Below are 23480 nucleotides of genomic sequence, written 5' to 3' on the forward strand. Positions count from 1 at the left end.
CTCCAGCGGAGCGCCGCGAGCAAAGAATAGGGAGTGCGCACATGGGTTCTAAAGTCTTCTCGGGCATCCTCGTTGCGATCGGCGCGGCGATCGTGGTCGCCGTCGGCCTTTCTTACCATCAGCAGACCGCACCTCCGCCGACCGCGGCCAAGGTCGTGTTCAAGACCGATCCCGATGCGCCGACCCCCGATTCGCTGCAGCCCGCCGTCTCCGCAGACGTGCGTTCGCCCTGGTTCGATGCGGAACGCAAGCGCTATTCGGCGCTGGTCGACGGAACGAATTGCGACACCCTCGTGGTGCCGTTCCAGAGCCAGCACCTCGGATTCGACCGCGCCACCCGCTCGATCATGACTGCGCAGCTCGCGCTTGCGCTGGCGCGCGACGGGCGCTGCGTGGTCGATCCCTACGTCGCGGCCGAAGCCCTCGGCGAGGGCTTGCGCCGCCTCGATGCCAATGCCGTGGACGAGCTTGCGCGCGCGGTCCATGCGAAGACCGTGGTGACGACCTACGTCGGCCACGACGGGCACCATCACCTCGAAGTGTTTGCGAGCGTCCAGAAACCCGATCCCCTGCCGTATCGAACGGTCGCCCACCAACGCTGGGACGGGATCGAATTCAGTGACGAAGTCCCGCCGTTCGTCGCGTGGCAATCGAAATTGCCCGGGATCATCGCCGCGCTGGGCCTCGGCGACGCGGTGACGCCTGCGGCCACGCCCACAGCGCCCGCACCCGCCGCACCCTTCGAGCTTCCCGATACGGCCGAGAAGCTCGTCGCGGGTGCGCCGGTGGACATGCTCGACGCCGCCCGGCGCTACGAACTGCTCGCCATGCTCGGCCCGACGCCGTCGTTCCGCGGCACCGAGCACCTGTTCGAAAAGGCCTGGCTCGCGGCGTCCATGGCGCCGGAAAGTGCCGAGAGCCGGCGCATCCGCGCACGCGCGCTCATGCATCTCGACGAACGTCCGGCCGCGCTCGCCGTGCTCGGAAGCGACAGCGATGCGACGGCGCAGGTGCTGCGCGAGCTCCTCAACGGCAACATGCCCGAGGTGCTCGCGGCCCTGCCTTCGATTCCGGCGCCTGCGGAAAAACTGATGAGCGAATTCGATGCGCGCGACATGCGCTTCGCCAATGGCCGTGGAACGCCGGGGCAGCCGATGCCCGCCGTCGCGCAGGCGAAGCAGGCCCAGTCGCCGAGCTGGGCGGTGCTGCTGCGGACCCGCGCCGGCGAATACGACGGCTGGCAGGTCGACGACAACGTCGATCTCAAGCGCGTGCTCGACGCGCTCTATCCGATCGCTGGCTTCAGCGTCGAGGACATCGCCCGCGGCGCCGCCGCGTTGGGCGCGTCGCCCGCCAAAGATCTTGCGTTGTCCGCCAAACGGCATATCGATCGTCTGCTCGCGCAGCAACCGCGCCGCTTCTGCTGCACGTCGTTCGCGCTCGATCCGACCGAACTGGATTTCCTCCAGCTGCTCTCGGCGCGGAGTCTCGGAACGCTCGAAAAGGCGTTCCGCTTCGAACAGCTGACCCAGGGGCGCATCGATGCCGCGCTCGCACTTGCCGACGCCTACGATGCCGAATACGCGGGGCATCCGCACCTCGCCGCACTGCGCGCGACCGCGCTTGCGCAGCGTGCACAGGCACGCCCCGGCGACGTGAACCCGAACGACCAGCGGCTCGCGACGGCCGAGGCGGATGTCGCCGTGTATTTCGAACAGCAGGGCACGTTCTACTCGGCGGGCGCATGGCGCGTGCTCGGCCGGCCGCAAGGTCGCCCCGATTTCGCCAAGGCGTACGGCAGCGACTTTCCGCCGAATTCGACGTGGGCGAAGGCGATCGACCGGCTCCCGTACGCGCAGGACTATCCCGGTGTCGAGATGCAGGCCGAAGCGCCGGACGCGCTGCTCGCCGCGCTGCAGACGCGCTTCCACGGCTCCCTCGGCGCCGCGGAGTTCGCGGCGCTGAAAGCGGCCCCGCCGGGCCAGCGGTCGGACACGGCTGCACTGCGCGCGCAGATCCAGAGCGATCCCGAAGGCTGGGCGCCGTACCCGACTCTGGTGTCCGCGTTGATAGCCGAGGGAGACGCGGAAGGCGCCGCGAAAGTCGGCGAGAGCTACCCGGGGTTTTCCTCGCAGGCAAGCGGCAATGGTGTGGAGCTGTCCAACCAGTCGGCGGACATCGGCAACCGCCTCTTCTGGTATGGCCGGCTCGATCTCGCGCGTCCGTTCTACGCACGTTCGGCCGGGTACCGGACAGGGTCGGACGCGAGCCTGCTTTCCGAGCAGCGCATCGCGATCCTGGACGGGGACTACGCGACCGCCGCCGGCGTGGCGCAGCAACGATACGGCCGTTATCAGTCCGCCTGGGCGCTCTACGACTACCTTCGAATGTCGTTCGCGTTCGGCCTCGCGAAGGACACGTGGCCGGCCTTCATGGCGAACGCGGACCAGCCGGAGCTGCCTGAATTCTGGCTCGCCGCACTGGTCGGCAAGCGCGTCGAAGGCGCCAGCGACGCCGACGTCGCGACCTGGTATTCGAGCGATCCGGTACGCGCGATGGACGCGAACTGGGATTCGACGCACATCTCCGGCAGGACGCCGGCCGTGCGCTCGGCGCTGACCTACTTCCTCATCGATCGCGCGCCGTTCGACGGCCTGCCCGCGCTCCTCTCGCGCATCGAGGGCGCACCCACCATCCGCGTCGACAGCACGAGGACGGTCATGCGGCCGATCCCGGGCAGTCGCTCCTCGATGCCGATCCAGCGCAGTGCGTTCCATAAAGACGCCCACGAGGCGTCGAGCGACGAGGCGCTGCCGTCCCACTACGTGCTGTTCGGCCCGGCGTACCTCGCGCTGCGCAAGGGCGACTACCCCGCGGCCGTGGCCGCGTTCGACCGTTACGCCCGTTACAACGCGATCGAGGGGGACTGGTACGACCTCAACACCAGTACCGCGTTGCCGTACTTCGCGTTCGCCGCGGCGAAGAGCGGCGACACGCTGAAGCTGCGCGCGTTCATCGAGGCGTTGCCGGCCGCCTCGTTCAACAATGGCACCGACGCCGACGCCATGTTCGCCCGGCACCTCGCCCTCGCGTATTTCACCGGACTTGCCGGCGAGCACGACGCCGCGCTGGCGCATCTGGAGCAGGCGCGCCGCGACGAGGCGACCACCTGGACGACGCACGGGCTCAACAGCTACCTGTACGCCGAAGCCTGCATCTGGCTCTTCGACGAGACCCATGACGCGCGCTACCGCGATCGCGCGCTCGAGTGGGCGCGCGCGAACCAGCGCATGGAACCGACCATGGCCTGGTCGTATGCACTCGAGGCCGCCTACGGCGATGCCAAGGATGCAAGCCACACGCGTGCGATCGCGCTCGCGGCGTACCTGGATCGCCACTCGTACTGGCTCTCGAAGGTCCCGGCGCCGGACGTGGAGCGAGCCCGCGCCTGGCTCGCGAAGAACTCGCCGTTCCGCCTGCCGTCCGGGCGTCGCACGCGCGGCTAGGCCGCGCAGGGAAAAAGGGGTCGTAGTAAACGGGATCCGTGATGCTGTCGCAAGAAAACTTCTTCCAGCGGTATCGGCAACTCGATACAGAAGAGTTGTTGCAACACATGATCCGGAGTGACCTCGCCGATGAGGCGCGCGAAGCGGCGCGGCTCGTCCTGGTCGAACGGGGCGTTTCCGGTGAACGCTTTGAACTGGAGTACCACAAAGCTCGAGTGGGCCTCGTGCGCCAGACCGGCGTCACGAATCAGTGCGACCATTGCGGCGAGTCGATCGCCTTGGGGGCCGTCAAGGCGGAGGGGCGGCGCTTCTGCAGCCTGAAATGTCGCGATGATGCGCAGCTGTACGAAGTTGCGGTCGGCCTGGCGCCCGACCTGGTGCTCGAGCACGCTCGCTCCACGTTCGCCGGCGCTTGTCCGCGCTGTGGCGCGCGAGGGAAGCCCGTCGAGATGCGACCGCGCTGGGTCGTGTTCTCGTACGTCGTTTCAAGCGTCGGAGAGGTGGAGTACGCGTTGTCCTGCCGGCGCTGTGCTCAACGCAGGAACTGGTCTGCGGTCGCCGCGTGTGCCGTGTTCGGATGGTGGTCGTTGCGCGGTATCGTGGCCACGCCCGTGGCGATCTACAGGAACGTGCGCGAGATCTACGCTCGACGCGTCCTCGCGGGACCGTCGCTGAAGCTGATCGAATGGGCCATGCTGGATCTGGCCAGGCGCATCGGCGATCCGCTGCATCAATGCCAGGCAAGAGAATAGTGGCAAGCCGGACGGAGTAGATGACCGGTCGAAAAGTGCCGGCAAGTCTCACAACGCCTTCTGGTACGGATAACCCTGCAGCACACCGAACAGCACCTCGGCGTTCCCGCATGACCGGTAGCCGAGCGCTTCATAGAACGCACACGCAAGCCATGTGCTGTGCAGGTGCAGCCGCCGCACTTCCCACGCACGCGCATGCGTTTCGAGCGACGCATGGATCGCCGTGCCGATGCCCTGGCGCTGCATGCCGGGCGCAGTGAAGAACAGGCGGATCTCGCCGCTGCGATGGAGCATGCCGACACCGACGAGACGCCCGCGGACGAGGGCGACGACGGTATGGTTGTCCGGATCGGCAAGCCAGGTACGGAAATGTGCCGGCGTCTTGTTCGACAGCCAGCGAGCCAGCGTGTCCGCATCGTTCTGGTGGTCGGCGACGCAACCTTGCGTGATCGACGCGCGCACGACCGCGATGACCGCGTCGCTGTCGTCGGCAAGGGCAGGTCGGGTGACAGGCATCGAAGCGATCCTCGAACAAAGGCGACGGAGTAATTATCCGTTTGAATTTCGGCATCTGGGATGTGCTCCGAGCCGTGACCAATCCCACCTCCGTCGCCACCACCGACACCACCTTCGTCACCGATGTCCTGCAGTCGCCGACACCCGTGCTCGTCAACTTTCGGGGCGAATGGTGCGGGCCATGCGGCTCGACGCTGGTCGCGACCCCGACGCCGCCCGCCGCCAAGGCGCAGGACTTCTTCGGTAGCCATGTCGCCGTCGGCCATTCGCGGATGTGTCCGGCATCCGCACATGCTGGCCGCGTCCAATCGGGAAGTGGCGGGATGCACGCGAGTGCGAGGATGTTCGCCGCGATCGCTCGCAGCGCCGCCGGCACGGGCCGGCGACACCGCTACAGGTCGACGCCGCCGACCGCCTGCCACGCGCCGTCGTCGAACACGTACGCGTCGACGTACTGCACCGTCTTCTCGACGCCGTCCTTGCCGGTCACGCGCATCGTCGAGTACGCGGTGGCGTGGTCGCCGTCGACGACGACGCGGGTCGCGAGCGCGGGCACCGGCGTGTCCTTGCCGGCATTCCCGGCGACGCGCTGCAGCAGGTCGGCCTTGCTGCGCACGCGGTCGTCGCGCGCGACGATCACGCCATAGCCGGGCGAGAGCAGGCAATCGAGGAAGGCGACGTCGCCGTGGTATTCGGCAGCGAGCCAGCCGCGCTCGATGCGCTGGATCGTGTCGGCATCGCGGCGTTGCGGCGCGACGCGCGCGGCGCTGCAGTCGCGCGCCTGCGCCGGCACGGCAGCGAGCAGGCAGAATGCGCAGGCGAGAATAGCGTGGGAATTCATGGGGACCTCGAGCGTCGGCGGAAGGGGCGTACGGGTACGGGATGCGCGAGCGCGCCGAAGCGTCGCGTCATAAGGGGGTCAGAGTGCCTTGTCGCGACGGATCGTCGGGGTGGCAGGCTTGGGAGTAGGTTCGCTGATCTCTTGTTTGGACCGTCGTCAGCAGTCCCGATGATCGTCGTCGCGGCCTGCATGCTCGACAGGGCGAGGGGAGAGGGATAGAGGTTCAGTTTCCCCGGCTCTAGTCGAAACCGCTCGCGAAAATCCGATCCGGGTCGAACTCGAACGCGCCGATATCGCACCGCGTCCCCATCGGGCGCGGGGCGCCGCGCTGGTCGGTTCCGCTGCACGTCGCGGCGTTGACGATGACGGCGTCGATGGCCGGACTTCCGGGCAGCAAGGCGTACGTGATCGTCCCGCCGCCGAAATCGCCGAGGCCGCCGAGGTGCGGATCGAGGTTCTGGCGATCGTTGAGCGCGGCGGAGTTGGCGAAACACGAGGTGTCGGTGCCGATGTTGTCGCCGGCCGAGACGATCGCCGTGCCGTTGCAGTCGCCGACGACGATCGTGCGGCTCACGGTGGCGGTACCGAGGTTGCTGATGGCGCCGCCGCCGCCCAAGCCGACGTTGGCGGCGAAGGTACTGCTGTCGACGATGAGCGAGCCGGTACTTTCAATCGCGCCGCCGGTGCCGTTTGCATCGCTGGCATTGCCGCTGAACGTGCTGGCCTTCACGGTCGCGTTGCCGAAGCTGAGGATCGCGCCGCCGCGTCCGGCAGAGCCCGCGCCGTCCGACACATTGGAGACGAATGCACTGTCGTTCACGACCAGCGTTCCGCCGGCCGGGATGTAGATCCCTGCGCCGCCGACGCCGGCACCGTTGCCGAAGAAATTGCTGCGGTTGACGGTGACGTGCGCACTTGCGCTTCCGCTGATCGCTCCGCCGAAGTTCGCGCGGGTGTTCTGGCGGAACGTCGAGTCGTTCACCGTCAGCGTGCCGCTGCTGATCAGGCTTCCGCTGTTGTTGGCCATCACGACATGGTCCAGCGTGAGCGTGCCATTGTTGATGAGCGCGTTTGCGCCCGCGGCGCTTATCTGCAGGCCACTGATCGTGAGGGTGTGCCCGCCCGCGACCGTCAGCATGAAGAAATTGGGATCGAAATTTCCGTCGAGGACTAGGTTGTCGCTGCCGGGGCCGACGATCGTCACGTCCTTGTCGAGGGTGAGTCCGAAATTGAACGTGATCGTCGACGGATGGGGGAGGTCGAAGTCGATGATGTCACCGTCCTGTGCCGTGAGCACCGCGTGGCTCAGCGTTTCGCCTTCGAAGCTCGCCAGGATGTTGCTCGTCACCGTGATCGTCCGGGCGCACACCGGCGCACCGCAGGCCAGTGCGACCAAGGCGCCGGCACAGGTCAGGTGGCGCCCCATGCGGTGCGCAAATGAAGTGACCATGTCGTTCTCCATCGGGCGGTTGAACGGTGTCTTTCGGTTCAGACGATGGAGCGGTGCGATGGCTGCCATCGCGAAAGCGGACAGGGGTCAGTTTGATTCTCTGGAATGCCGTCGATGAGTGCAGAACACGTCTTCGCCACCCCGACACGACCTTCTTCACCACGTCCTGCAACTTTCAGTTCGCTAGAATGTCGTATCCGGCTCGAACGCGCGATGATACTCGCGATCGACTCCCGTCGCGGGCTCAATGATCCAGCCCCGTCATTTCCGCCTGACCCTGTCTCCAGACCCGCCCCGGAAGAATCATGAAAGCCCGCCGCGTCCATCCCTCCACGGCGGCATGAGCAGGACGTCGCACCGGGCCATCCATGGGCCTCGGGACCGGACCGATCGCGTGCATCGCGCACTGGCTGCGCTGGTGTCGGTGCTGCTGCATGCGCTGCTCCTGGTGGTGATGATGCGCGATCCGCCGATCACGACGGCCACGCAACAGGCCCGAGCGGGCAGCAGCGGAATGCGCGTGACGCTCCTCGACCAGACGCTCCCGCCATCGCCCGCCGAGCCGGTGCCACCCGTGCACAAGCGCGCACGCCCGAACAAGCCGAAGGCGCCGCGTGCGATCGAGCGCCCGCCGCCGATACCTATCGATCAGGCCACCGTGCCGATGCCTGCCGAGGTGGCCGACACCACCGATCCCGCGGACATACCACCCGACACCGCGCCCGAACCGAGCGCCGCGCCGCGCGACACCGCGAAGGTCGCTCGCCCTGCGCACGTGTGGGGACAACCGCCCGGCATGAGCGCCCCGGATGACAACGCCATCGCGAGTGCGGCATTGGCCGCCAAGCTCGGCAGCAACCGCGGGCGCAGCGACACGGCGCCGCCGCCGGTCGGACCTGACATGGGAGTCGATGGCTTCCAGGTGTTCTACGAGCTCGCCAACGAAACCCGTTTGCGCGCCTGGCGCGCGCAAGGCATGACCGAACTCTTCCTGCCGATGCCCGGCTCGCTGCGGCTCATGGTCTGCCCGCTGGAGGTCGCACTGCGACGTGGCTCGAGCGCCTGTCGCATGGTCGACCCGGACTCACCGCAACTCAAGGTCATCGGCGACGCGCGCGACGTCATCAACATACGGCGCGTCTACCACCTCGGCGACGTGGTCTGGAGCGGACCGGGTCCGTATCGGTAAGCATGGATCTGCGCAGGGATGCGTGCTTGCACGGCCGGATGCGTCCCGGCAGACTGGATCGGCGGGGTAGAGCAGTGGCAGCTCGCTAGCTTAACCCGCTGGAGGTCGGTGGTTCGATTCCACTCCCCGCTACCACGGGGTCCAGTCCCTGGACCTCGCCCTCGACCTGGAGGTGTTGGGTTATTCCATTGCCCGTTGCTCTTCCTGCACTGACTGACTACGGCCTTGTCGGCATGGTGATCGTGGTGTGCTGGGTTGCCATCCGGCACCTGCGCAGCTCGTCCCGCTGAAACGCCGATCACGAAGGAAGGCGGCGCTTCACGGCGCCGCCTTCCAACAGTGACGGGCCGCAGAAGGGAACAGTGGTTTGGTACATTTTTCAGAGATGCCTCAGCGCGTGGGCACCACCCGACACGCCTTCGGCACCATGGAACGGTCCTCCACCATGCACAGCCAATCCGTCGCGCTCTACCTGCTGATCGTCGCGTGCGAGGTTGCGTTCTGGCTGATCCTGCTGCTCAGCCTCGTCGTGCGCTACCTGCTGCGCCGGGAGAAAGCCAGCCGCTGGTTGCTGTGGTCGCTGCCGGCGGTGGATGCGCTGTTGTTCACTGCCGCGACGCTCGACCTCAAGTCGGGTACGCCGGCCACCACGGCCCACGGCCTCGCGGCGGCGTACGTCGGATTCACGCTCGCGTTCGGGTCGCTCGCGGTGCGCTGGGCCGATGCGCATTTCGCGCATCGCTTCGCCGCGGGAGCGGTGCCTGCGAAGGCGCCGTCCACGGGATGGAAGGCGGTGCGCTACGAATTCGAGCTGTGGCTGCGTTGCATTGTCGCGTGGGTCATCGCGCTCGTGTTGCTGACCGGCCTCATCGCGTTCATTGGCGACGATGCGATCACCAGGCCGCTGCGTGCCTGGTATGCCATCGGCGCCGGTTCGACCGCGCTCTGGTTCGTCTTCGGCCCGGTGTGGAGCCTGGTGTTCTTTCGCCGCGAAGCGCGCTGACGCACATCGCCCATGCTTGTTTCGTTTCCGCGGCCGCAATCCACCGTGGACACGTCGAGTGGGCGGAGGCGTCGTCGCCTCCGCCCACGCGTCGCTCAATTGTCCTGCGGGCTGCTGCCGAAGCGGTCGGCGAAGATCAGGTCGTTCTCGAGGCGCGCCACGCCGAAGTCGTAGTCGGTGTTGCTGCCGCTCGCCTGGACCGAACCGGCCAGCACGGGTTTGCCGTACTGCAGGGCGAGCACGGCGCCGTAGTCGTAGTTGCCGGGCATCTGGAAATCGATCTCGCGGTAACCCTGCAGCAGATTGAAGCTGCCGAGATCGAGGCTGCCATTGGCGTTGTAGCGCCCGACCAGCAGCGACGAGCCGGTGAACCCGGTCTTCTGCAGCGTGCCGGCGACCAGCAGCTTGCCGTCGGATTGCTTGACGATCTTGGTCAGCTGCACCGATTCGCCGGCGTTGATCGTGGCGTAGCCGTTGCCGTTGGCCCAGCTCGTGTCGTAGTCGCCGAACTGGTTGACGCGCGTGAGCACACCGCGGTACTTGCCGTTCTGCAGCACGCCACCGACGGCGAGGATGCGCAGGCTGGGACCGTTGTCCAGCACCACGTCGCGATAGAACGCCTGGCCGTTGGCATCGGCGAGGTAGTCGATCTTGTCGTTCAGGTGTGCGCCCGTGCCGAAGTTTACCCAAGCGCTGAACGCGCCGAGGCGCGGGCTGCCTTCTTCCTTGGCATCGCCGACCACCTGGATGACATCGGAGTCGAGCACGCCCGCATGCAGGTTCACCTCGTGCAATCCATCCTGGATCCAGTGGCGCTTGCCGCCGGGGCCGAACACGACGTCGGGCGTGCCATCGGAATGGATGATCGCGACGGCCGCCTCGATCACCCCGTTGGCGGCGGCCGCCGAGCCGATCAGCGCGATGCGGCCGTCATCGAGCAGCACGATGTCGCGCGCAGTGTCCTGCAGCGTGCCGCCGAGATCGAAGGCGAGCGTGATGCAAGGCAGGCCGGTGTTGCCGAACTGCGCCACGCCGGCGTTGCGCAGGCGGCACACGGTGAAGTCGGTGTTGTCGCCCGCGATGCGGCGTGTTCCGGCGACGAGGATGTCGCCGTTCGCGGCGAACGCGGCGGCCGCGGCCTTGATGTTGAGCGTCGGGCCGACGTAGTGGCCATTGTTGCCGAAGCCGGTGTCGAGCTGGCCGTTGGCAAGCAGGTGCACGAGGGCGATGCGCGTTTGCCCGCCGGCGATGTCGGTGGTGCCGACCAGATACAGGGAACCGTCGGGCGCCACCAGCGTTTCGGCCACGGCGTCGCCGTTGCCGCCGCCACCGTTGATCGACACCACGTTGTGGCCGGTCGAGAAGATGCCGAACGACGTGTCGACGTCGCTGTCCGCGGCGGTCGCGAGCGTGCTCGCCGCCAGCGCGGTGCAGAAAAGAGCGTTGCGGAAGAACATGACAGGCCTCGCAGAGTGAACGCCACGACGGGCGTCTCACAGCTGCATACGCCAGATCGACTGGCCAGGGATCATCCGGCTTGCCTGGGACGGAGCAACTGTCTTGTGTTCAGGCGGCCCGCAGGTGCAAGGCGCTTGCGCCGCCGCTCCAACACCGCGGAGCAATATGGAGAGCGCCGGCGCACTCCGGCGCCGGCGCAATCATCCATGCGATGGGAGCCTCGTCAGTCGTGTCGTCCGGCGGGTGGCGTACGCATCGTCACGGGCACGGCGGATAGCCGAGCCTGCCGCAGATCACGATCTGCTGCGGCTGCTGGTAGTAGTCGGTGAAGTCGCCGTTCGCGGCCATCGCACCGGGCTGCGCCAGGGTCTGGTAGCCGCCGAGCACGTTCTGCTGCAGCTTGATCGGGTTCGCACCCGTGAAGGCGCCGCAGTTGACGGTCGAGTTCGGCGTATAGGTGGACGCCCAGCACACGTTGCCGAACGAGACCGTGCCGAACTTCGCGAGCGGACGCGGGTAGAGGCCGGAGGTCGGTGCTTCCACGATCCACTCGGTCGACGCGCCAGGCGCAGGCGTATTCGGCACGTAGAACTGTACGCAGACGCCGCTGCTGAGGTTGCAGATGCCCATCTCCGCCTGCAGCGTGTTCGACAGCCACAGCGACACCGTGCCGACCGAATCGCCGGCATGCGCGGTCAGCGAGTTGATGCGGATCTCGCCATTCGTGTCGCTTGGGCCGTTCACGACTTCGTACCAGTGGTAGTACGTCTTGACCGTGCCGTTGATCTGCAGCGCGGTACCGGACTGGATCAGCGGGTCGGACGTGCTCGCGCCGAAGCCGCCGCCGATGCCGGCCCACACCGAAGCGGCGTAGCCGTTGGTGGAATAGCCCGGCGTCGGATTGCTGACGGTGGGCACGATGTAGGTCGCCTGTACGAAGCGCGCGGTGTGGTTGAACTGGTAACCCGACCAGTTCGAGGACGTGTAGTTCGTGTTCACGCTCTGCACGCCGGGCGCGTCCTTGGCGTCGCTCCCGGCCGGGATCAGTGCATGCGTGCGACCGGTGCGCTCGCAGTCGATGCTCGACAGCCAGCGCACGCGATGCTGTGCGGCGAGGGCGTAGAACGAACGGGCCGGCGCGGGCATGTCGGCGGCGTCGCTCGCGAACTGCGTGCCCGGCTGGGGCGTCTGCAGCACGGCGCCACCGCAATTGGTGGTGGCGAAGGTCAGTGCGTGTTCCAGGCGCGTCGTTTCGGGCAGCAACGCGTCGGGCGCGCCGGTGGCTGCCATTGCCACGGGCGCGGCGGTGACTGCGAAGGCGGTGGCGATTGCGAATGATCGAAGCGGTTTCATGGTGGATCTCCGTTCAAGGGCTGCGTCATTGGAGTGGTCCATGGAATGCGCGAGGTGGTCGCGCCCATGGGTGCTGCAAGCATGCGAAGGGCCTCGCATGTGCGAGGCCGCCCGGATGACCGGGGTTCCCTCGCCGCCGTCCGCGCGAGACGACGACGAGAACGGCAACGCGCCGTCCTCGTCCCCGGTCGGCCTCCGGCCGGATGGATCAGTTCACGATGCAGGAGACCGTCTGGCCCAGCGGGTTGACGTAGTTGGGCCTGTGGTTCAGAGCGACAGCACTGATCGACGGCTGGGTGTGACCCGGGCACGTCACCGACGCGGTCGCCTGCGCCGTGCAGCCGCGCTGCGCGTTGTAGGCGGTCGCAATGGCGGCGGTGGCGCCGCTCTTCGTGTCGGACTGCGAAGCCACGGTCGTGCCATTGCGATCCTGCACGTCGGCCGTCGCCTTGTTGGTCGTGGCGATGATCGGGTTGGTCGCATTCGACGCCTTGGCGCTGGCGCCGTAGTCGTTGCCCGGGAAGCCGCCCGCGAGCGCCTGCGCGCGCAGCGGACCGGTCGCGCCATTGATCGGCCCATTGCAGTCGCCGCCGACGTCCTGGTTCTTCGGCTCCGGCGCGCTCAGCGTCTCGATGAGGTCGTCGAAGGCGGAATGCGTTGCCTTGCCGGACTTCGCGACCGGAACGCGCGCGCGCAGGTCGAGCAGCTTCTGCAGCAGCGCGCGATGGCCGGCCGGCGACACGGCGACATACGCCTCGCCATCGTCGCCGACGCGTGCGTACAGGCCGTCGCTCACCTGCGTCAGCGAGCCTTCGACGCCGTACAGGCGCGCCGGATCGTACGAAAAGTCCTGCGCGGACGCGGCACCGGCGAACGTGCCGACGAGCAGGGCGAGGGAAAGGATGCGGAATTTCATTTCGGGTGTCTCCAGTAGGGGAATGTGCAGGCGCAACGTCGCCGCGCATGCGGCGACGTCCGGCCTGCCATCAACTACGCGCCGAAAGCGGCAGGACCGGGCCACTGGGAAAAAAAGGGAACGGAGGAATTTTCCGATTGAATCGCAGCATGATGGCCGAGCAACACGATGCAGGCGAACGGTGTGGTCCGGGCAAGGCGCGCGCGCCGCCCGCGAACGACTGCGACGCAGTACGACGGGCGCCTGAAGATTGCGAAGGTCGATCTCGACGGGAATCGGAAGAGCGCTTGCCTGCGGCGTGCGCCCGGCGCCGACGATGCTGTTCACGGGTGGCACGGTGCAGGCCGCGCAGAAGGGTCTTGTTTCGAACTCGGGTTCGCGCCAGTCGACGACGACGAGGACGCCGCGACAGCGCGTTCAACCTGCCTTGTCGCGACTACGCGGGCGGACGGTGTCGGGCAGAGGCGACGTAGAGCGGACAAAGGAAGCGCGCGCGTCCGCTTGACTTGCGACCCGGGTAGGGAAATCCTGCCCATCGGCTGAGTCGTGTGGTGGGGACCGCAGGCGTCGACGGCAGGTGCGACCAGGCGTCGCTGGCATCAGCACGCACAGTCGCGGATTCAGGGCTCTTCCAGGGGAAAGCAATGCGGATCGCGACATCTCGTTCGGCACGGCCGGGCGCACGGCTTGTTGGTGCGACTCGCATGGCGGCTGACAGGGTCACGCGCCGGCCACCTCGCGGCAGCGCAACGATCCTGATCGCGTGCACGGCAGCGATCCTGCTGCTGGCGCCGCCGCCGGGGTGGGCATCGAGCCTCTACAGCTGGTCCGGTGCCGCCAGCGCGCTGTGGTCGAACCCGTCCAACTGGACGCCGAACGGTGTACCCGCCGATGGGGATACGCTCGCGTTTCCTTCCGGCGCCAGCAACCTCACCAACACGAACGACCTCGCCGCCTCCACGTCGTTCGTCAGCATGGTATTCAACGGCAGCGGCTACACGCTCAACGGCAACGGCATCGTGTTGACCAGTTCGCTGTCCGCCACGGTGGGTGGTGCAACGACCGTCAACCTGCCGATCAACGTCGCCACCAACGCGGTGACGTTCAATGCCTATGACCTCACGCTTGGCGGCAGCCTCAGCGGCAGCGGTCCGATCACGATCAGTCCCACCGGTGGCAACGGCGTGCATATCGCCGCATCGGGCAGCTACAGCGGCACGATCACCGCCAACGGACACCTGCAGCTCGGCGCGGTCTCGCTGCCCATCGCGGCCATCGCCAGCAGCAACATCCTGCGCCTCGACGGTACCTCGCTGCCGGCGACTGCGGTGACGCATGGCGGCAGCAGTTATGCGTTGAACGGCTACGGCACGATCGGCGCGCTGACCGCAACCGGTCCGGTCTTTCCCGCGGACAGCTATTCGTGCGGCAACGCCACCGCGAGGCAGCTCAACACCGGCAATTTGAATTTGAACGGCATGGGCTGCTTCGCGTTGAACGGCGCCGGAGCGGGAACCGGCTACAGCCAACTCAACGTGGCGGGCACGGTGTCGCTGGGTGCGGCGTCGTCGCTCAACCTCAGCCTGTCGCCGAGCTTCGTTCCCGCGCAAGGGCAGTCGTTCGTGTTGATCAACAACGACGGCGCCGATCCGGTGAGCGGGATCTTCAACGGCCTGCCCGAAGGCAGCGTCGTCACGTTGAACTCGGTCTACCAGTTCACCGTCAGCTATGTCGGCGGCAGCGGCAACGATGTGGTGTTGACCTGCACGGTCGCGCCGCACGCGTGGACCGGTGCGACCAGTGCGTTGTGGTCCAACCCGAACAACTGGAATCCGGCGACGGTGCCGCAAGCCGGCGACACGCTGCTGTTTCCTTCGGGCGCGGCCAACCTCACGAACACGAACGACCTCGCGCCCTTCACGTCGTTCGTCAACCTGGTATTCGGCGGCAACGGCTACACGCTCAACGGCAACGGCATCGTGCTGACCACGGCGATCTCCGCGACGGTGGGCAGCACGACGATCAACCTGCCGATCAACGTCGGCATCAATGCGGTGACGCTCGACGCCTATGACCTCACGCTCGGTGGCAGCCTCAGCGGCACCGGTCCGATCACGATCAGCCCCACCGGCGGATACGGCGTGCATATCGCCGCATCGGGCAGCTACAGCGGCACGATCACCGCCAACGGACACCTGCAGCTCGGCGCGGTCTCGCTGCCCATTGCGGCCATCGCCAGCAGCAACATCCTGCGCCTCGACGGTACCTCGCTGCCGGCGACCGCGGTGACGCATGGCGGCAGCAGTTATGCGTTGAACGGTTACGGCACGATCGGCGCGCTGACCGCGACCGGTCCTGTCTTTCCCGCGGACAGCTATTCGTGCGGCAACGCCAGCGCGAGGCAGCTCAACACCGGCAATTTGAATTTGAACGGCCCGGGCTGCTTCGCGTTGAACGGCGTCGGAGCGGGAACCGGCTACAGCCAACTCAACGTGGCGGGCACGGTGTCGCTGGGAGCCGCGTCGTCGCTCAACCTCAGCCTGTCGCCGAGCTTCGTTCCTGCGCAAGGGCAGTCGTTCGTGTTGATCAACAACGACGGCGCCGATCCGGTAAGCGGGATCTTCAACGGCCTGCCCGAAGGCAGCGTCGTCACGCTGAACTCGGTCTACCAGTTCGCCGTGAGCTATGTCGGCGGCAGCGGCAATGACGTGGTGCTGACCTGCACGGTCGCGCCGCACGCGTGGACCGGTGCGACCAGTGCGTTGTGGTCCAATCCGAACAACTGGAGCCCGGCGACGGTGCCGCAAGCCGGCGACACGCTGCTGTTTCCTTCGGGCGCGGCCAACCTCACGAACACGAACGACCTCGCGCCCTTCACGTCGTTCGTCAACCTGGTATTCGGCGGCAACGGCTACACGCTCAACGGCAACGGCATCGTGCTGACCACGGCGATCTCCGCGACGGTGGGCAGCACGACGATCAATCTGCCGATCAACGTCGGCATCAATGCCGTGACGTTCGACGCCTATGACCTCGTGCTCGGTGGCGGCCTCAGCGGCACCGGTCCGATCACCGTCAGTTCCACCGGCGGATACGGCGTGCACATCGCCGCATCGGGCAGCTACAGCGGCACGTTCACCGGCAATGGACCCTTGCGCTTCGACGCAGTCTCGCTGCCGGCGACGGCCATCGCCAGCAACAGCATCCTGCGCCTGGACGGAGCGTCGCTGCCCGCAACCGCGGTGACTCACAACGGCGGACCTTACGCCCTCAACGGCTACGGCACGATCGGCACGCTGACCGCGACCGGTGCGGTATTTCCCGGCGGCAGCTATTCGTGTGGCAGCGGCAGCAGCGCAGGCCAGATCAACACCGGCAACCTGAGCCTGGGCGGCCAGGGCTGCTTCGCGTTGAACGGCGCCGCGGTGGGAACCGGCTACAGCCAGCTCAACGTGGCGGGCACGGTGTCGCTGGGTGCCGGCTCTTCGCTCAATGTCAGCCTGTCGCCGAGTTTCATACCGGCGCTGGGGCAGCCGTTCGTGCTGATCAACAACGACGGCGCCGATCCGGTGAACGGGATCTTCAATGGCCTGCCCGAAGGCAGCGTCGTCACGTTGAATTCGGTCTACCAGTTTGTCCTCAGCTATGTCGGCGGCAGCGGCAACGATGTGGTGCTCACTTCGTTGAACGGACTGCCCCTGCCCACGGTGGCGCTGGTGTCCTCGCTGAACCCGTCGACGCCGGGCCAGAACGTCACGTTCACGGCAACCGTAGCGGGATCCGGTCCGGTGCCGACGGGAACGGTGACCTTCCTGGATGGTTTCAGCACGCTCGCAAGCTCCCCACTCAATGGCAGTGGCGTCGCGACGTACTCGACGACGTTGCTCGGCGTCGGCACGCATTCCATATCCGCGCAGTACAACAGCGACGCGAACTACGGCGGCGCTGTTTCGTCCACGTTGGCCCAGGTGGTCGGACAAGCGAGCCAGTTCCTCACGTTCGTTCCGCCACCGATCGTGACCGTCGGCGGCACCGGCACCGTCCTCGCCACCAGCGCGAATCCGAATTCCGGCAACCCGATCCAGTACTCGACGCTGTCCCCGGATTGTTCGGTGAATTCCTCCAGCGGTGTCGTCGCCGGCCTCCAGGTCGGCTCGAACAACTGCACCATCACGGCCAGCCAGGCGGGCAACGCCAATTACCTCGCAGGCACGGCATCGCAGATCTTGAGTATCACCAAGGTGACGTCCTCGCTCGGTCTCGTCAGCACGTGCATGCTCACGTTCGTCGAGTCGCAGCCGTTCACCTTCAGTGCGGCGGTGACCGGATTGAGCCCGACCGGGACGGTCACCTTCGACGACGGCAATTTCCAGACCTTGTGCTCGAGCGTCCCGTTGTCGGCCGGAACGGCAACCTGCACCAGCAGCGCGCTCGCCTCTCCGAGCGCTACCGCAACCACCTACCTGCTGGGTGCCGGCTACAGCGGGGATGGCAACAATACCGCCAGCACGGCATCCGTCCCGCTCACTGTCGTCGTGCTGAGCGCAGCCGATGTCGTGTTCCGCAACGGTTTCGACTCCGCGACGGCGCAGTGCCCGGCGGAGTGAGCGCAAGGGTGAATAGATATGCCGTGCCGCGCGCATCGCGCGACACGGCGCAGCGGATCGAACGGGTGCGGCGACGCAGGCCGTACCCGATGGCGAATGCCCGCGTTTGTGAACGGACCCGTGCCGGACCATCTTCGCCGCGGTTTGGCGCACAACCCGGGTGTTATAGTGCGGCACCATCCCGAGCCATTCGAAGCCAACGGACACCGCTGATCGGCGGCGATTCGTATCCTGGTCGCATCGACCTCCCGCTTCGTATCGGCCGTCCCCCTTGCGCCTGATCTCGCAAGTTCCACGAGACAGGCCATTCCATGCATGCAATTCATTCCGACCAGCGCCGCGTGCGCTGTTTCGCCACGTTTGAAGCATCCGCGCGCGCCGAGGACATCCGCACGCTCGTCGCCGGGTGGCACGCGGCCGTGCGCATCGAACGCTTGCCGGATTCGCCGCTCGGGCTCGACGGGTTCGACATCTGCGCCGACGAGAACGATCTGAAGGCTGCGGTGGAGAACACGAGTGCGGTGCTGCTCGCGCTGGACGCAGCCGCAGAGCGCGGTGCGTTGAGCGACTTCCGCGTGCTTCCCGGCGCGCGCATCCCGAACACGGGGGCCGGCAGGCTGCGCTGGAAAACCTGCACGCGTTATCGGAGGTACGTGCAATGACCGCCAATGCCGTCGCATGGGGTATCGCCAGGGACCGCCTGCCGCAGATGGGGGCGATGGTCTACTTCTCCCTTCGCGACGAATGCCAGGCGCGCCGAGGATGCTTCGACAAGCGTGGCTTCAACGACGTCGCGTCGGGCAACTATTACGCGCCGCACAGCGTCGAGTCGTGGCTGGTCAGAAGACGACAGGAACAACTCGCCGTTTGAAGCGGCAGTGCCGTCCTGCGCGCACTCGCGCGTGTCGCCGCGGGGTGTGGTGGCGGCGCGTCGCTGCATGGGTGGCCGACGGCTGTCGCATCGGAATGCAATCCCGCGCGGATCTTCGGCCAGGCAGTCCGGTTTCGATCGAGCACCTGCGGCCGCTGTGTCAACCGGGAATTTCGTGCGGGTCTTCGCCGTAGCTGAATTCGTTCTCGATCGAGCCGTCCTGGCGGTGGATCACGAGCTGGGCATTCGTTCCCACTTCGTGCAGGCGATGGGCGCGCGTCTGCCCGGCATCAATCGCCTCCTCCCGGGTGTCGAACGCGGAGATCGATCGACCGAGGTGCTGCAGATGCCAGCGGTCGTCGGCGTTGCGGTGGACCAGATGCATCACGTAGCGTCTACTCATGGGCGAACCCCAGTCAGGGTCACCAATGAACCACATGCATCGCACTGTGGACTGAACGCCGCCGTTTCGCGTTGCCGCGCGTTCAAGTCGGCGCGCGGTTCCAACCGCCAAGCCGGTCGTGGCGGCGGGTGAGGACCGGATCCAGCGTTCCAGTCATCGCCGCGTGGGCGCACGCCTGCAGCACGCGCATGCGCCGACGCGCGGCCACAACCCTCCTTCGCCGGAATGGAACACACCCCGGACCACAACGGTGTCGACCGGGATGGCGCCTCGTGCGCGCGGTCGATGCCGCGCGACGTGACGGCGTGCGTGTCGTGCATGCGCCCGGAACATCGTTGTACGCATCGCCCACCTTCCGACGCAGGATTCTTCCGTGTTCGACATCGCCATCGTCCAGTCCACCGTCCACCGATCGCCGACCATCGCCCGGGGGCGAAGCCCGCGCGCGGCACTCGTGGGACACGGGGTCGTCCTCGCCACGGTCATCCTGCTCGGCGCGAGCAGCGGCGCGGCAGCGCAAACGCGGGTCGCCTGCGTCGGCAGCGCCGAAGAGCTGGCCGCGGCGTTGTCGGCCCTGTCGACATCGACCGGCGACAACGATGCGGACGACATCCGCATCCGCGTCGGTACCTACGCGGCGCCCGCGGGCGGGTGGGTCGGCAGCGTGTCGAACAACCATGACCTGTCGATCCGTGGAGGCTATGTCGATGCGGCATGCGCCGAACAGCGCATGGATGCATCGCTGACGGTGCTCGATGGTGGCGGCGTCGACGGCGTGCTGACCATCAACGCCAATGCCATACCGAACAGCGCGATCGTGATCAGTGGCCTGACGTTCCAGAATGGTCGCGGCTCGTCGCCGTTCCAGTCCAGCGCAGGCGGCCTCAAGATCGGCGACCCCGGTCCCGTCGCCGGCGGCAGTGTCCTCGTCGAGCGCAACATCTTCCGGCACAACATCGGCGTCGCGGGCCCCGGCGAACAGGCGGTCGGCGGCCTGCTCGTCGCGACCGATGGCCAGCCGCTGATCGTCCGCGGCAACCTGTTCGTCGACAACGAGTCGCCGAACGCGAGTGCGGCGTACCTGTTCTCGAACAACGCCATCGATGTCGCCAACAACACGTTCGCACGCAACGTATCCACCGACACGCAGTTGACGCAGCGCGTGGTGCTGGACTACTTCACGTTCGGCGGTCTCAAGCTGGACAACAACATCTTCTGGGACAATTCGACCGCCGCCGGCATGGCGGATATCGACGTCAGCGGACAGTTCCGGCATGCGGACCTGCGCAACAACGACATCCAGTCGCTCGTCGGAACGCCGGTCACGTCGACGGGCGCGTTGAACATCTCGCCGGGATTCTCCGATGTCGACGACTTCCGCCTGTCGCCGTCGTCGCCGCTGATCGACGCGGGTGTCGACGCCATCGCAGGATCATCGGTCGTTGACCTCGATGGCGCGCAGCGCATCGACGGCGTGGCGATCGATCTCGGCGCCTACGAGAGCAACTACATTTTCGTCGCCGGATTCGAATAGGGCACGCGGCGAGCGACGGCGCGCACTGCGCGTCGCAGGTGCGGCAGGCGGCTCAGTGTTGGAAGCCGTCCTGGAACAGGACGTCGAACAGCGCGTCGTATTCGTAGGCGCCGACATCGCAGCGCGCGCCCGCGGGGCGCAGTGCGCCGCGCTGGTCGATCGACAAGCGCGCGAGGTTCTCGTCGTAGCATCCGTCCGCGGCGAAGACGGTGTCGATCGCCTGGCTGCCGGCGAGCAGCGCATGCGTCGACGTGGGACCCCCGTTGGCCTGCAGCGGGCCGATGGTCGATGCGGACACCCGTCCAACGCTGGCCGCCCCCATGCCGCCGAACGCGCAGCCGTCGGTCTCGCCGAACAGGTTCCAGCCGAACGCGACGACGAAGCCGTTGCAGTCGTCGTCGATCGGTGCATCGAGGATGGTGTTCTGCGCGATCAGCGTATTGCTGATGCCGAAGGTTCCCGAGGCGACATACACGCCGCCGCCGATGCCGCCGTTCTCGTCGCGATCATGGTCGGCGTCGTTGTTGATCACCGAGGCGTTGTACAGGCTGGTGGTGCCCGCGCTGTAAATGCCGCCACCGTTCGTGTTCGCGTAGTTCGTGCTCACGGTGCTGTTGACGAGGTAGAGCGGCTGGCTCGTGGCATGTATGCCGCCGCCGTCGTTCGCGCCATTGTTGTGCACGGTGGAGCCGCGCAACCTGCTTGGACCGGTCAGGTACAAGCCGCCGCCGCGGGTGGCGATGTTCGATCGGATCGTGCTGCGCTCGACGGTCAATGTGCCCGAGCTGTAGATGCCGCCGCCGTCGGCGCCCTCGTTGCCTTCGACGACGCTCTCGAGCACCGTCAATTCGCCGAAATTGCTGATGCCGCCACCGGACAGCGTGGCTCCGTTGCGTATGGTCAGGCGTGCGATCGTCGTGCGGGCGCCGTTACTGACGAACAACACGCGCTCGGTGTGGTTGCCGTCGATGATCGTGTTCGCGGCGCCGGCGCCATGGATGAACACGCGCTGGTTGCCATTCAGCGGTTTCATGTCGAGATCGCCGCTGTCCTCGGCGTCGAAGTCCGCGCCGCTGCGCGGAATGGTGATCGTGTAGGTACCGGCAGGTACCTCGATGCGCACTGCCGGGACGTCCAGGTGGTTGGCCTGCATGATCGCCGCGCGCAGCGAACAGGTGCCGGCACTGGTGTGGCAGAGGCCGTCCGCGGTGTTGTCGTCGATGCGGTCGACGACGTTGTCGACCACGAAGGTGACGTCCGCGCGTGCGTTGCGCAGGGGCAGCAGTCCCGCCAGCACGACGCCAGCCATCGCAAGGAGTATCGAACGGCGGTTCACGAGCTGTCTCCCGATTCAATGGATTCATCGGCGGTCGCAATGACGCCGCATGCGCGCGCCGGCGCAAGTGCGCCGCACGTTCGAAAGGATCAACAGGAAACGGCGGACAATACGGCCACGCGCCGCTGACGGGGAGTCGGCTGCATGCTGGCGCGAAGCGCGAAGCGCGAGGCGCTTCAGGCGCGCGGCGCAGCGTTTACCGTACAGTGGCAGACGCGGCACACTCGCCGCTGCTCTTCGCGGATCGTCCCTGCATGCGTGCATCCACCGATCCCTCCTCCGACGCCTCGCTTGGCAGGGCCACGCTGCCTGCGTTCACGCCGGCCGAACGCGAATCGTTCTTCGACGGCATCGCGCGCCACCGCCGTTCGGCATCACGCCTTGCCGCGGTCGCGCTCGCCTGCGCGAGCGTGCTTGCGCTGGTGGTCGCGGCGTTGATGGCACCGCTGCTGTACGCACTGATCGGCCTGCTGCTCGATCTGGTCAACCACCTCACGCCGATGCCGGATCTCATTCGCAGCATCACGGACAGCATGTCGGCGCTGATCGACCACATGGACGTCGTGTCGTTGTCGCGCTGGCTCGGCGTGCTGGTCGTCGCGGCGCTGCCGGGACTGGTGTTGATGACGCTCGCATGGCGCGCGCTTGGCCGTGCAATGCGCGAGGCCATGGGTGGCGAGGCGCTGGCTGCCTCCACGCGGCCGGTCGATGCAACAGCGCTCGCCGAACAACGCTTCGCCAACGTCGTCGCCGAAATGGCGATCGCCGCGGCGCTGCCGCCGCCGAACGTGCGCGTCGCGACGAGCGACGCGGTCAACGCGGTCGCGTTCGGCGCCGACCGCGGGCACGCGAGCATCGTCGTCACGAGCGGCCTGCTCGCGTCGCTCGAGCGTGCGCAGCTGCAGGGCATCGCGGCGCACCTGGTCGGCTCCATCGCCAACGGCGACATGCGCATCGGTGCGCGCTACGCGAGCGTGCTCGGCATGTTCGGACTCATCGCGCGGCTGTCCACCTCGTTCACCGATCGCGAAGCGGCGCGACGGTTCGCGGCCCTGTTGCGCCACGCGCTGCGGCCCGGTGGGGGCGCTGGCGACGGCGTCCTGGCGATGCAGCTCACCAATCCGTTCGAACCGGAAAAGGGCGCGTCGCATGGCGCGTCCGGCGAGAGCGACATACCCGCCTGGCGCACCTGGCTGTGGATGCCGCTGGCCGGACCGCTCGTCATCAGCGGCTTCTTCGGCGGGTTGCTCTGCATGGTGCTGCTCGGTCCGTTGCTTGCGCTGTCGTGGCGACGCCGCAAATACCTCGCCGATGCGATCGCGGTGCAGCTCACGCGCGATCCGGCCGCGCTCGGCGCCGCGCTCGGCCAGTTGCGCGGCGCGCCGGTCGCCGGCGCGTTCGGCGACTGGATCGCGCACCTGTGCGTGGTGCCGCCCGGCAGCAGCGGCGCGGCGAGCATCCTCGGCGGCAGCGCGGTGCCGATGGCGCCGTCGCTCGACCGGCGCCTGGTCGCGCTCGGGATCATGGGTGCGCACGTCACACCGCACACGGCGAAGGCGATGCCGGCGTGGGCATGGGCGATCCTGCTGCCGCTCGGTGCGATCGTCGCCGGCCTGCTCGGCATGGTCGTGTTTGGCCTGCTCTACGTCTCGATCGCGCTGTCGATGCTGTTCACCTGGTTGCCGGCCGTGCTGCTGCACGCCCTGCTGCGCTGAGGGCGCCGAGAGGCGCGCACATGCAGCGCG

At 67.2% G+C, this 23480-nt stretch carries 17 protein-coding genes, 1 tRNA gene and 1 pseudogene; 11 read left to right on the forward strand and 8 right to left on the reverse strand.

Annotation, left to right across the window (positions count from 1 at the left end):
• Window positions 1-41: 41 nt before the first annotated feature.
• A complete protein-coding gene (locus ACILRJ_RS14400; RefSeq protein ID WP_395683896.1) occupies window positions 42-3506 on the forward strand; it encodes a hypothetical protein in 3465 nt (1154 codons plus the stop codon).
• 41 nt (window positions 3507-3547) lie between these two features.
• Complete coding sequence (locus ACILRJ_RS14405) at window positions 3548-4258, forward strand: hypothetical protein (RefSeq protein WP_395683897.1); 711 nt, start codon at window positions 3548-3550, stop codon at window positions 4256-4258.
• A gap of 48 nt (window positions 4259-4306) precedes the next feature.
• On the opposite strand, the gene ACILRJ_RS14410 is transcribed toward ACILRJ_RS14405, so the two are convergent.
• Window positions 4307-4774 carry a GNAT family N-acetyltransferase gene (locus ACILRJ_RS14410; RefSeq protein ID WP_395683898.1) on the reverse strand — a complete coding sequence of 156 codons (468 nt, stop codon included), beginning with the start codon at window positions 4772-4774 and terminating at the stop codon, window positions 4307-4309.
• Between the two features lie 74 nt (window positions 4775-4848).
• On the opposite strand from ACILRJ_RS14410, the pseudogene ACILRJ_RS14415 reads away from it, so the two are divergent.
• Window positions 4849-4947: pseudogene (locus ACILRJ_RS14415) on the forward strand (hypothetical protein); the annotation flags it as partial.
• A 218-nt stretch (window positions 4948-5165) separates the two neighbouring features.
• Here the strand turns inward: ACILRJ_RS14415 and ACILRJ_RS14420 are convergent.
• The gene (locus tag ACILRJ_RS14420) at window positions 5166-5615 is read right to left on the reverse strand and encodes a nuclear transport factor 2 family protein (protein WP_395683899.1); all 450 of its coding nucleotides are present in this window, start codon (window positions 5613-5615) and stop codon (window positions 5166-5168) included.
• A 238-nt stretch (window positions 5616-5853) separates the two neighbouring features.
• The gene (locus ACILRJ_RS14425; RefSeq protein ID WP_395683900.1) at window positions 5854-7065 is read right to left on the reverse strand and encodes a choice-of-anchor Q domain-containing protein; all 1212 of its coding nucleotides are present in this window, start codon (window positions 7063-7065) and stop codon (window positions 5854-5856) included.
• A 394-nt stretch (window positions 7066-7459) separates the two neighbouring features.
• Between ACILRJ_RS14425 and ACILRJ_RS14430 the strand changes: the two genes are divergently transcribed.
• From ACILRJ_RS14430 to ACILRJ_RS14440, 3 genes are all read left to right on the forward strand, one after another.
• Window positions 7460-8254 carry a type II toxin-antitoxin system RelE/ParE family toxin gene (locus ACILRJ_RS14430; RefSeq protein WP_395683901.1) on the forward strand — a complete coding sequence of 265 codons (795 nt, stop codon included), beginning with the start codon at window positions 7460-7462 and terminating at the stop codon, window positions 8252-8254.
• A 60-nt stretch (window positions 8255-8314) separates the two neighbouring features.
• Window positions 8315-8389: transfer RNA gene (locus ACILRJ_RS14435), tRNA-Val, on the forward strand.
• A 310-nt stretch (window positions 8390-8699) separates the two neighbouring features.
• Window positions 8700-9257: a hypothetical protein gene (locus ACILRJ_RS14440; protein WP_395683902.1), complete on the forward strand. Its 558-nt coding sequence runs from the start codon at window positions 8700-8702 to the stop codon at window positions 9255-9257.
• Window positions 9258-9352: 95 nt separating this feature from the next.
• Here ACILRJ_RS14440 and ACILRJ_RS14445 read toward each other — a convergent pair whose 3' ends face one another.
• The 3 genes from ACILRJ_RS14445 to ACILRJ_RS14455 form a co-directional block, all read right to left on the reverse strand.
• Complete coding sequence (locus ACILRJ_RS14445) at window positions 9353-10714, reverse strand: hypothetical protein (protein ID WP_395683903.1); 1362 nt, start codon at window positions 10712-10714, stop codon at window positions 9353-9355.
• Window positions 10715-10973: 259 nt separating this feature from the next.
• The gene (locus ACILRJ_RS14450; protein ID WP_395683904.1) at window positions 10974-12068 is read right to left on the reverse strand and encodes a G1 family glutamic endopeptidase; all 1095 of its coding nucleotides are present in this window, start codon (window positions 12066-12068) and stop codon (window positions 10974-10976) included.
• 208 nt (window positions 12069-12276) lie between these two features.
• On the reverse strand, window positions 12277-12984 hold the full coding sequence (locus tag ACILRJ_RS14455) for a hypothetical protein (RefSeq protein ID WP_395683905.1): 708 nt from the start codon (window positions 12982-12984) through the stop codon (window positions 12277-12279).
• A gap of 704 nt (window positions 12985-13688) precedes the next feature.
• On the opposite strand from ACILRJ_RS14455, the gene ACILRJ_RS14460 reads away from it, so the two are divergent.
• From ACILRJ_RS14460 to ACILRJ_RS14470, 3 genes are all read left to right on the forward strand, one after another.
• Window positions 13689-17591, forward strand: a complete 3903-nt coding sequence (locus ACILRJ_RS14460; protein WP_395683906.1) for a beta strand repeat-containing protein — start codon at window positions 13689-13691, stop codon at window positions 17589-17591.
• Between the two features lie 311 nt (window positions 17592-17902).
• Window positions 17903-18253: a hypothetical protein gene (locus ACILRJ_RS14465; RefSeq protein WP_395683907.1), complete on the forward strand. Its 351-nt coding sequence runs from the start codon at window positions 17903-17905 to the stop codon at window positions 18251-18253.
• On the forward strand, window positions 18250-18462 hold the full coding sequence (locus ACILRJ_RS14470; protein WP_395683908.1) for a hypothetical protein: 213 nt from the start codon (window positions 18250-18252) through the stop codon (window positions 18460-18462). The genes ACILRJ_RS14465 and ACILRJ_RS14470 overlap by 4 nt, the downstream gene beginning before the upstream one ends.
• A 160-nt stretch (window positions 18463-18622) precedes the next feature.
• Here ACILRJ_RS14470 and ACILRJ_RS14475 read toward each other — a convergent pair whose 3' ends face one another.
• The gene (locus ACILRJ_RS14475; RefSeq protein ID WP_395683909.1) at window positions 18623-18865 is read right to left on the reverse strand and encodes a DUF2188 domain-containing protein; all 243 of its coding nucleotides are present in this window, start codon (window positions 18863-18865) and stop codon (window positions 18623-18625) included.
• Window positions 18866-19238: 373 nt separating this feature from the next.
• On the opposite strand from ACILRJ_RS14475, the gene ACILRJ_RS14480 reads away from it, so the two are divergent.
• Window positions 19239-20399, forward strand: a complete 1161-nt coding sequence (locus ACILRJ_RS14480) for a choice-of-anchor Q domain-containing protein (protein ID WP_395683910.1) — start codon at window positions 19239-19241, stop codon at window positions 20397-20399.
• 52 nt (window positions 20400-20451) lie between these two features.
• Here the strand turns inward: ACILRJ_RS14480 and ACILRJ_RS14485 are convergent, their stop codons facing one another.
• Window positions 20452-21735: a choice-of-anchor Q domain-containing protein gene (locus ACILRJ_RS14485; RefSeq protein WP_395683911.1), complete on the reverse strand. Its 1284-nt coding sequence runs from the start codon at window positions 21733-21735 to the stop codon at window positions 20452-20454.
• A 254-nt stretch (window positions 21736-21989) separates the two neighbouring features.
• Here ACILRJ_RS14485 and ACILRJ_RS14490 point away from each other — a divergent pair, with 254 nt between their 5' ends.
• The gene (locus tag ACILRJ_RS14490) at window positions 21990-23450 is read left to right on the forward strand and encodes a M48 family metalloprotease (RefSeq protein WP_395683912.1); all 1461 of its coding nucleotides are present in this window, start codon (window positions 21990-21992) and stop codon (window positions 23448-23450) included.
• Window positions 23451-23480: the final 30 nt, after the last annotated feature.

This window comes from Dokdonella sp. (genome assembly GCF_044227025.1).
Taxonomy (GTDB): Bacteria; Pseudomonadota; Gammaproteobacteria; order Xanthomonadales; family Rhodanobacteraceae; genus Dokdonella_A.

Bases quoted from the DNA above. Each gene is read 5' to 3' on its own strand.
- ACILRJ_RS14465 (WP_395683907.1), top strand. From the start codon at position 17,903: ATGCATGCAATTCATTCCGACCAGCGCCGCGTGCGCTGTTTCGCCACG.
- ACILRJ_RS14490 (WP_395683912.1), top strand. From the start codon at position 21,990: ATGCGTGCATCCACCGATCCCTCCTCCGACGCCTCGCTTGGCAGGGCC.
- ACILRJ_RS14405 (WP_395683897.1), top strand. From the start codon at position 3,548: ATGCTGTCGCAAGAAAACTTCTTCCAGCGGTATCGGCAACTCGATACA.
- ACILRJ_RS14420 (WP_395683899.1), bottom strand. From the start codon at position 5,615: ATGAATTCCCACGCTATTCTCGCCTGCGCATTCTGCCTGCTCGCTGCC.
- ACILRJ_RS14440 (WP_395683902.1), top strand. From the start codon at position 8,700: ATGCACAGCCAATCCGTCGCGCTCTACCTGCTGATCGTCGCGTGCGAG.
- ACILRJ_RS14445 (WP_395683903.1), bottom strand. From the start codon at position 10,714: ATGTTCTTCCGCAACGCTCTTTTCTGCACCGCGCTGGCGGCGAGCACG.
- ACILRJ_RS14470 (WP_395683908.1), top strand. From the start codon at position 18,250: ATGACCGCCAATGCCGTCGCATGGGGTATCGCCAGGGACCGCCTGCCG.
- ACILRJ_RS14455 (WP_395683905.1), bottom strand. From the start codon at position 12,984: ATGAAATTCCGCATCCTTTCCCTCGCCCTGCTCGTCGGCACGTTCGCC.
- ACILRJ_RS14475 (WP_395683909.1), bottom strand. From the start codon at position 18,865: ATGAGTAGACGCTACGTGATGCATCTGGTCCACCGCAACGCCGACGAC.
- ACILRJ_RS14410 (WP_395683898.1), bottom strand. From the start codon at position 4,774: ATGCCTGTCACCCGACCTGCCCTTGCCGACGACAGCGACGCGGTCATC.
- ACILRJ_RS14425 (WP_395683900.1), bottom strand. From the start codon at position 7,065: ATGGTCACTTCATTTGCGCACCGCATGGGGCGCCACCTGACCTGTGCC.
- ACILRJ_RS14460 (WP_395683906.1), top strand. From the start codon at position 13,689: ATGGCGGCTGACAGGGTCACGCGCCGGCCACCTCGCGGCAGCGCAACG.
- ACILRJ_RS14450 (WP_395683904.1), bottom strand. From the start codon at position 12,068: ATGAAACCGCTTCGATCATTCGCAATCGCCACCGCCTTCGCAGTCACC.
- ACILRJ_RS14400 (WP_395683896.1), top strand. From the start codon at position 42: ATGGGTTCTAAAGTCTTCTCGGGCATCCTCGTTGCGATCGGCGCGGCG.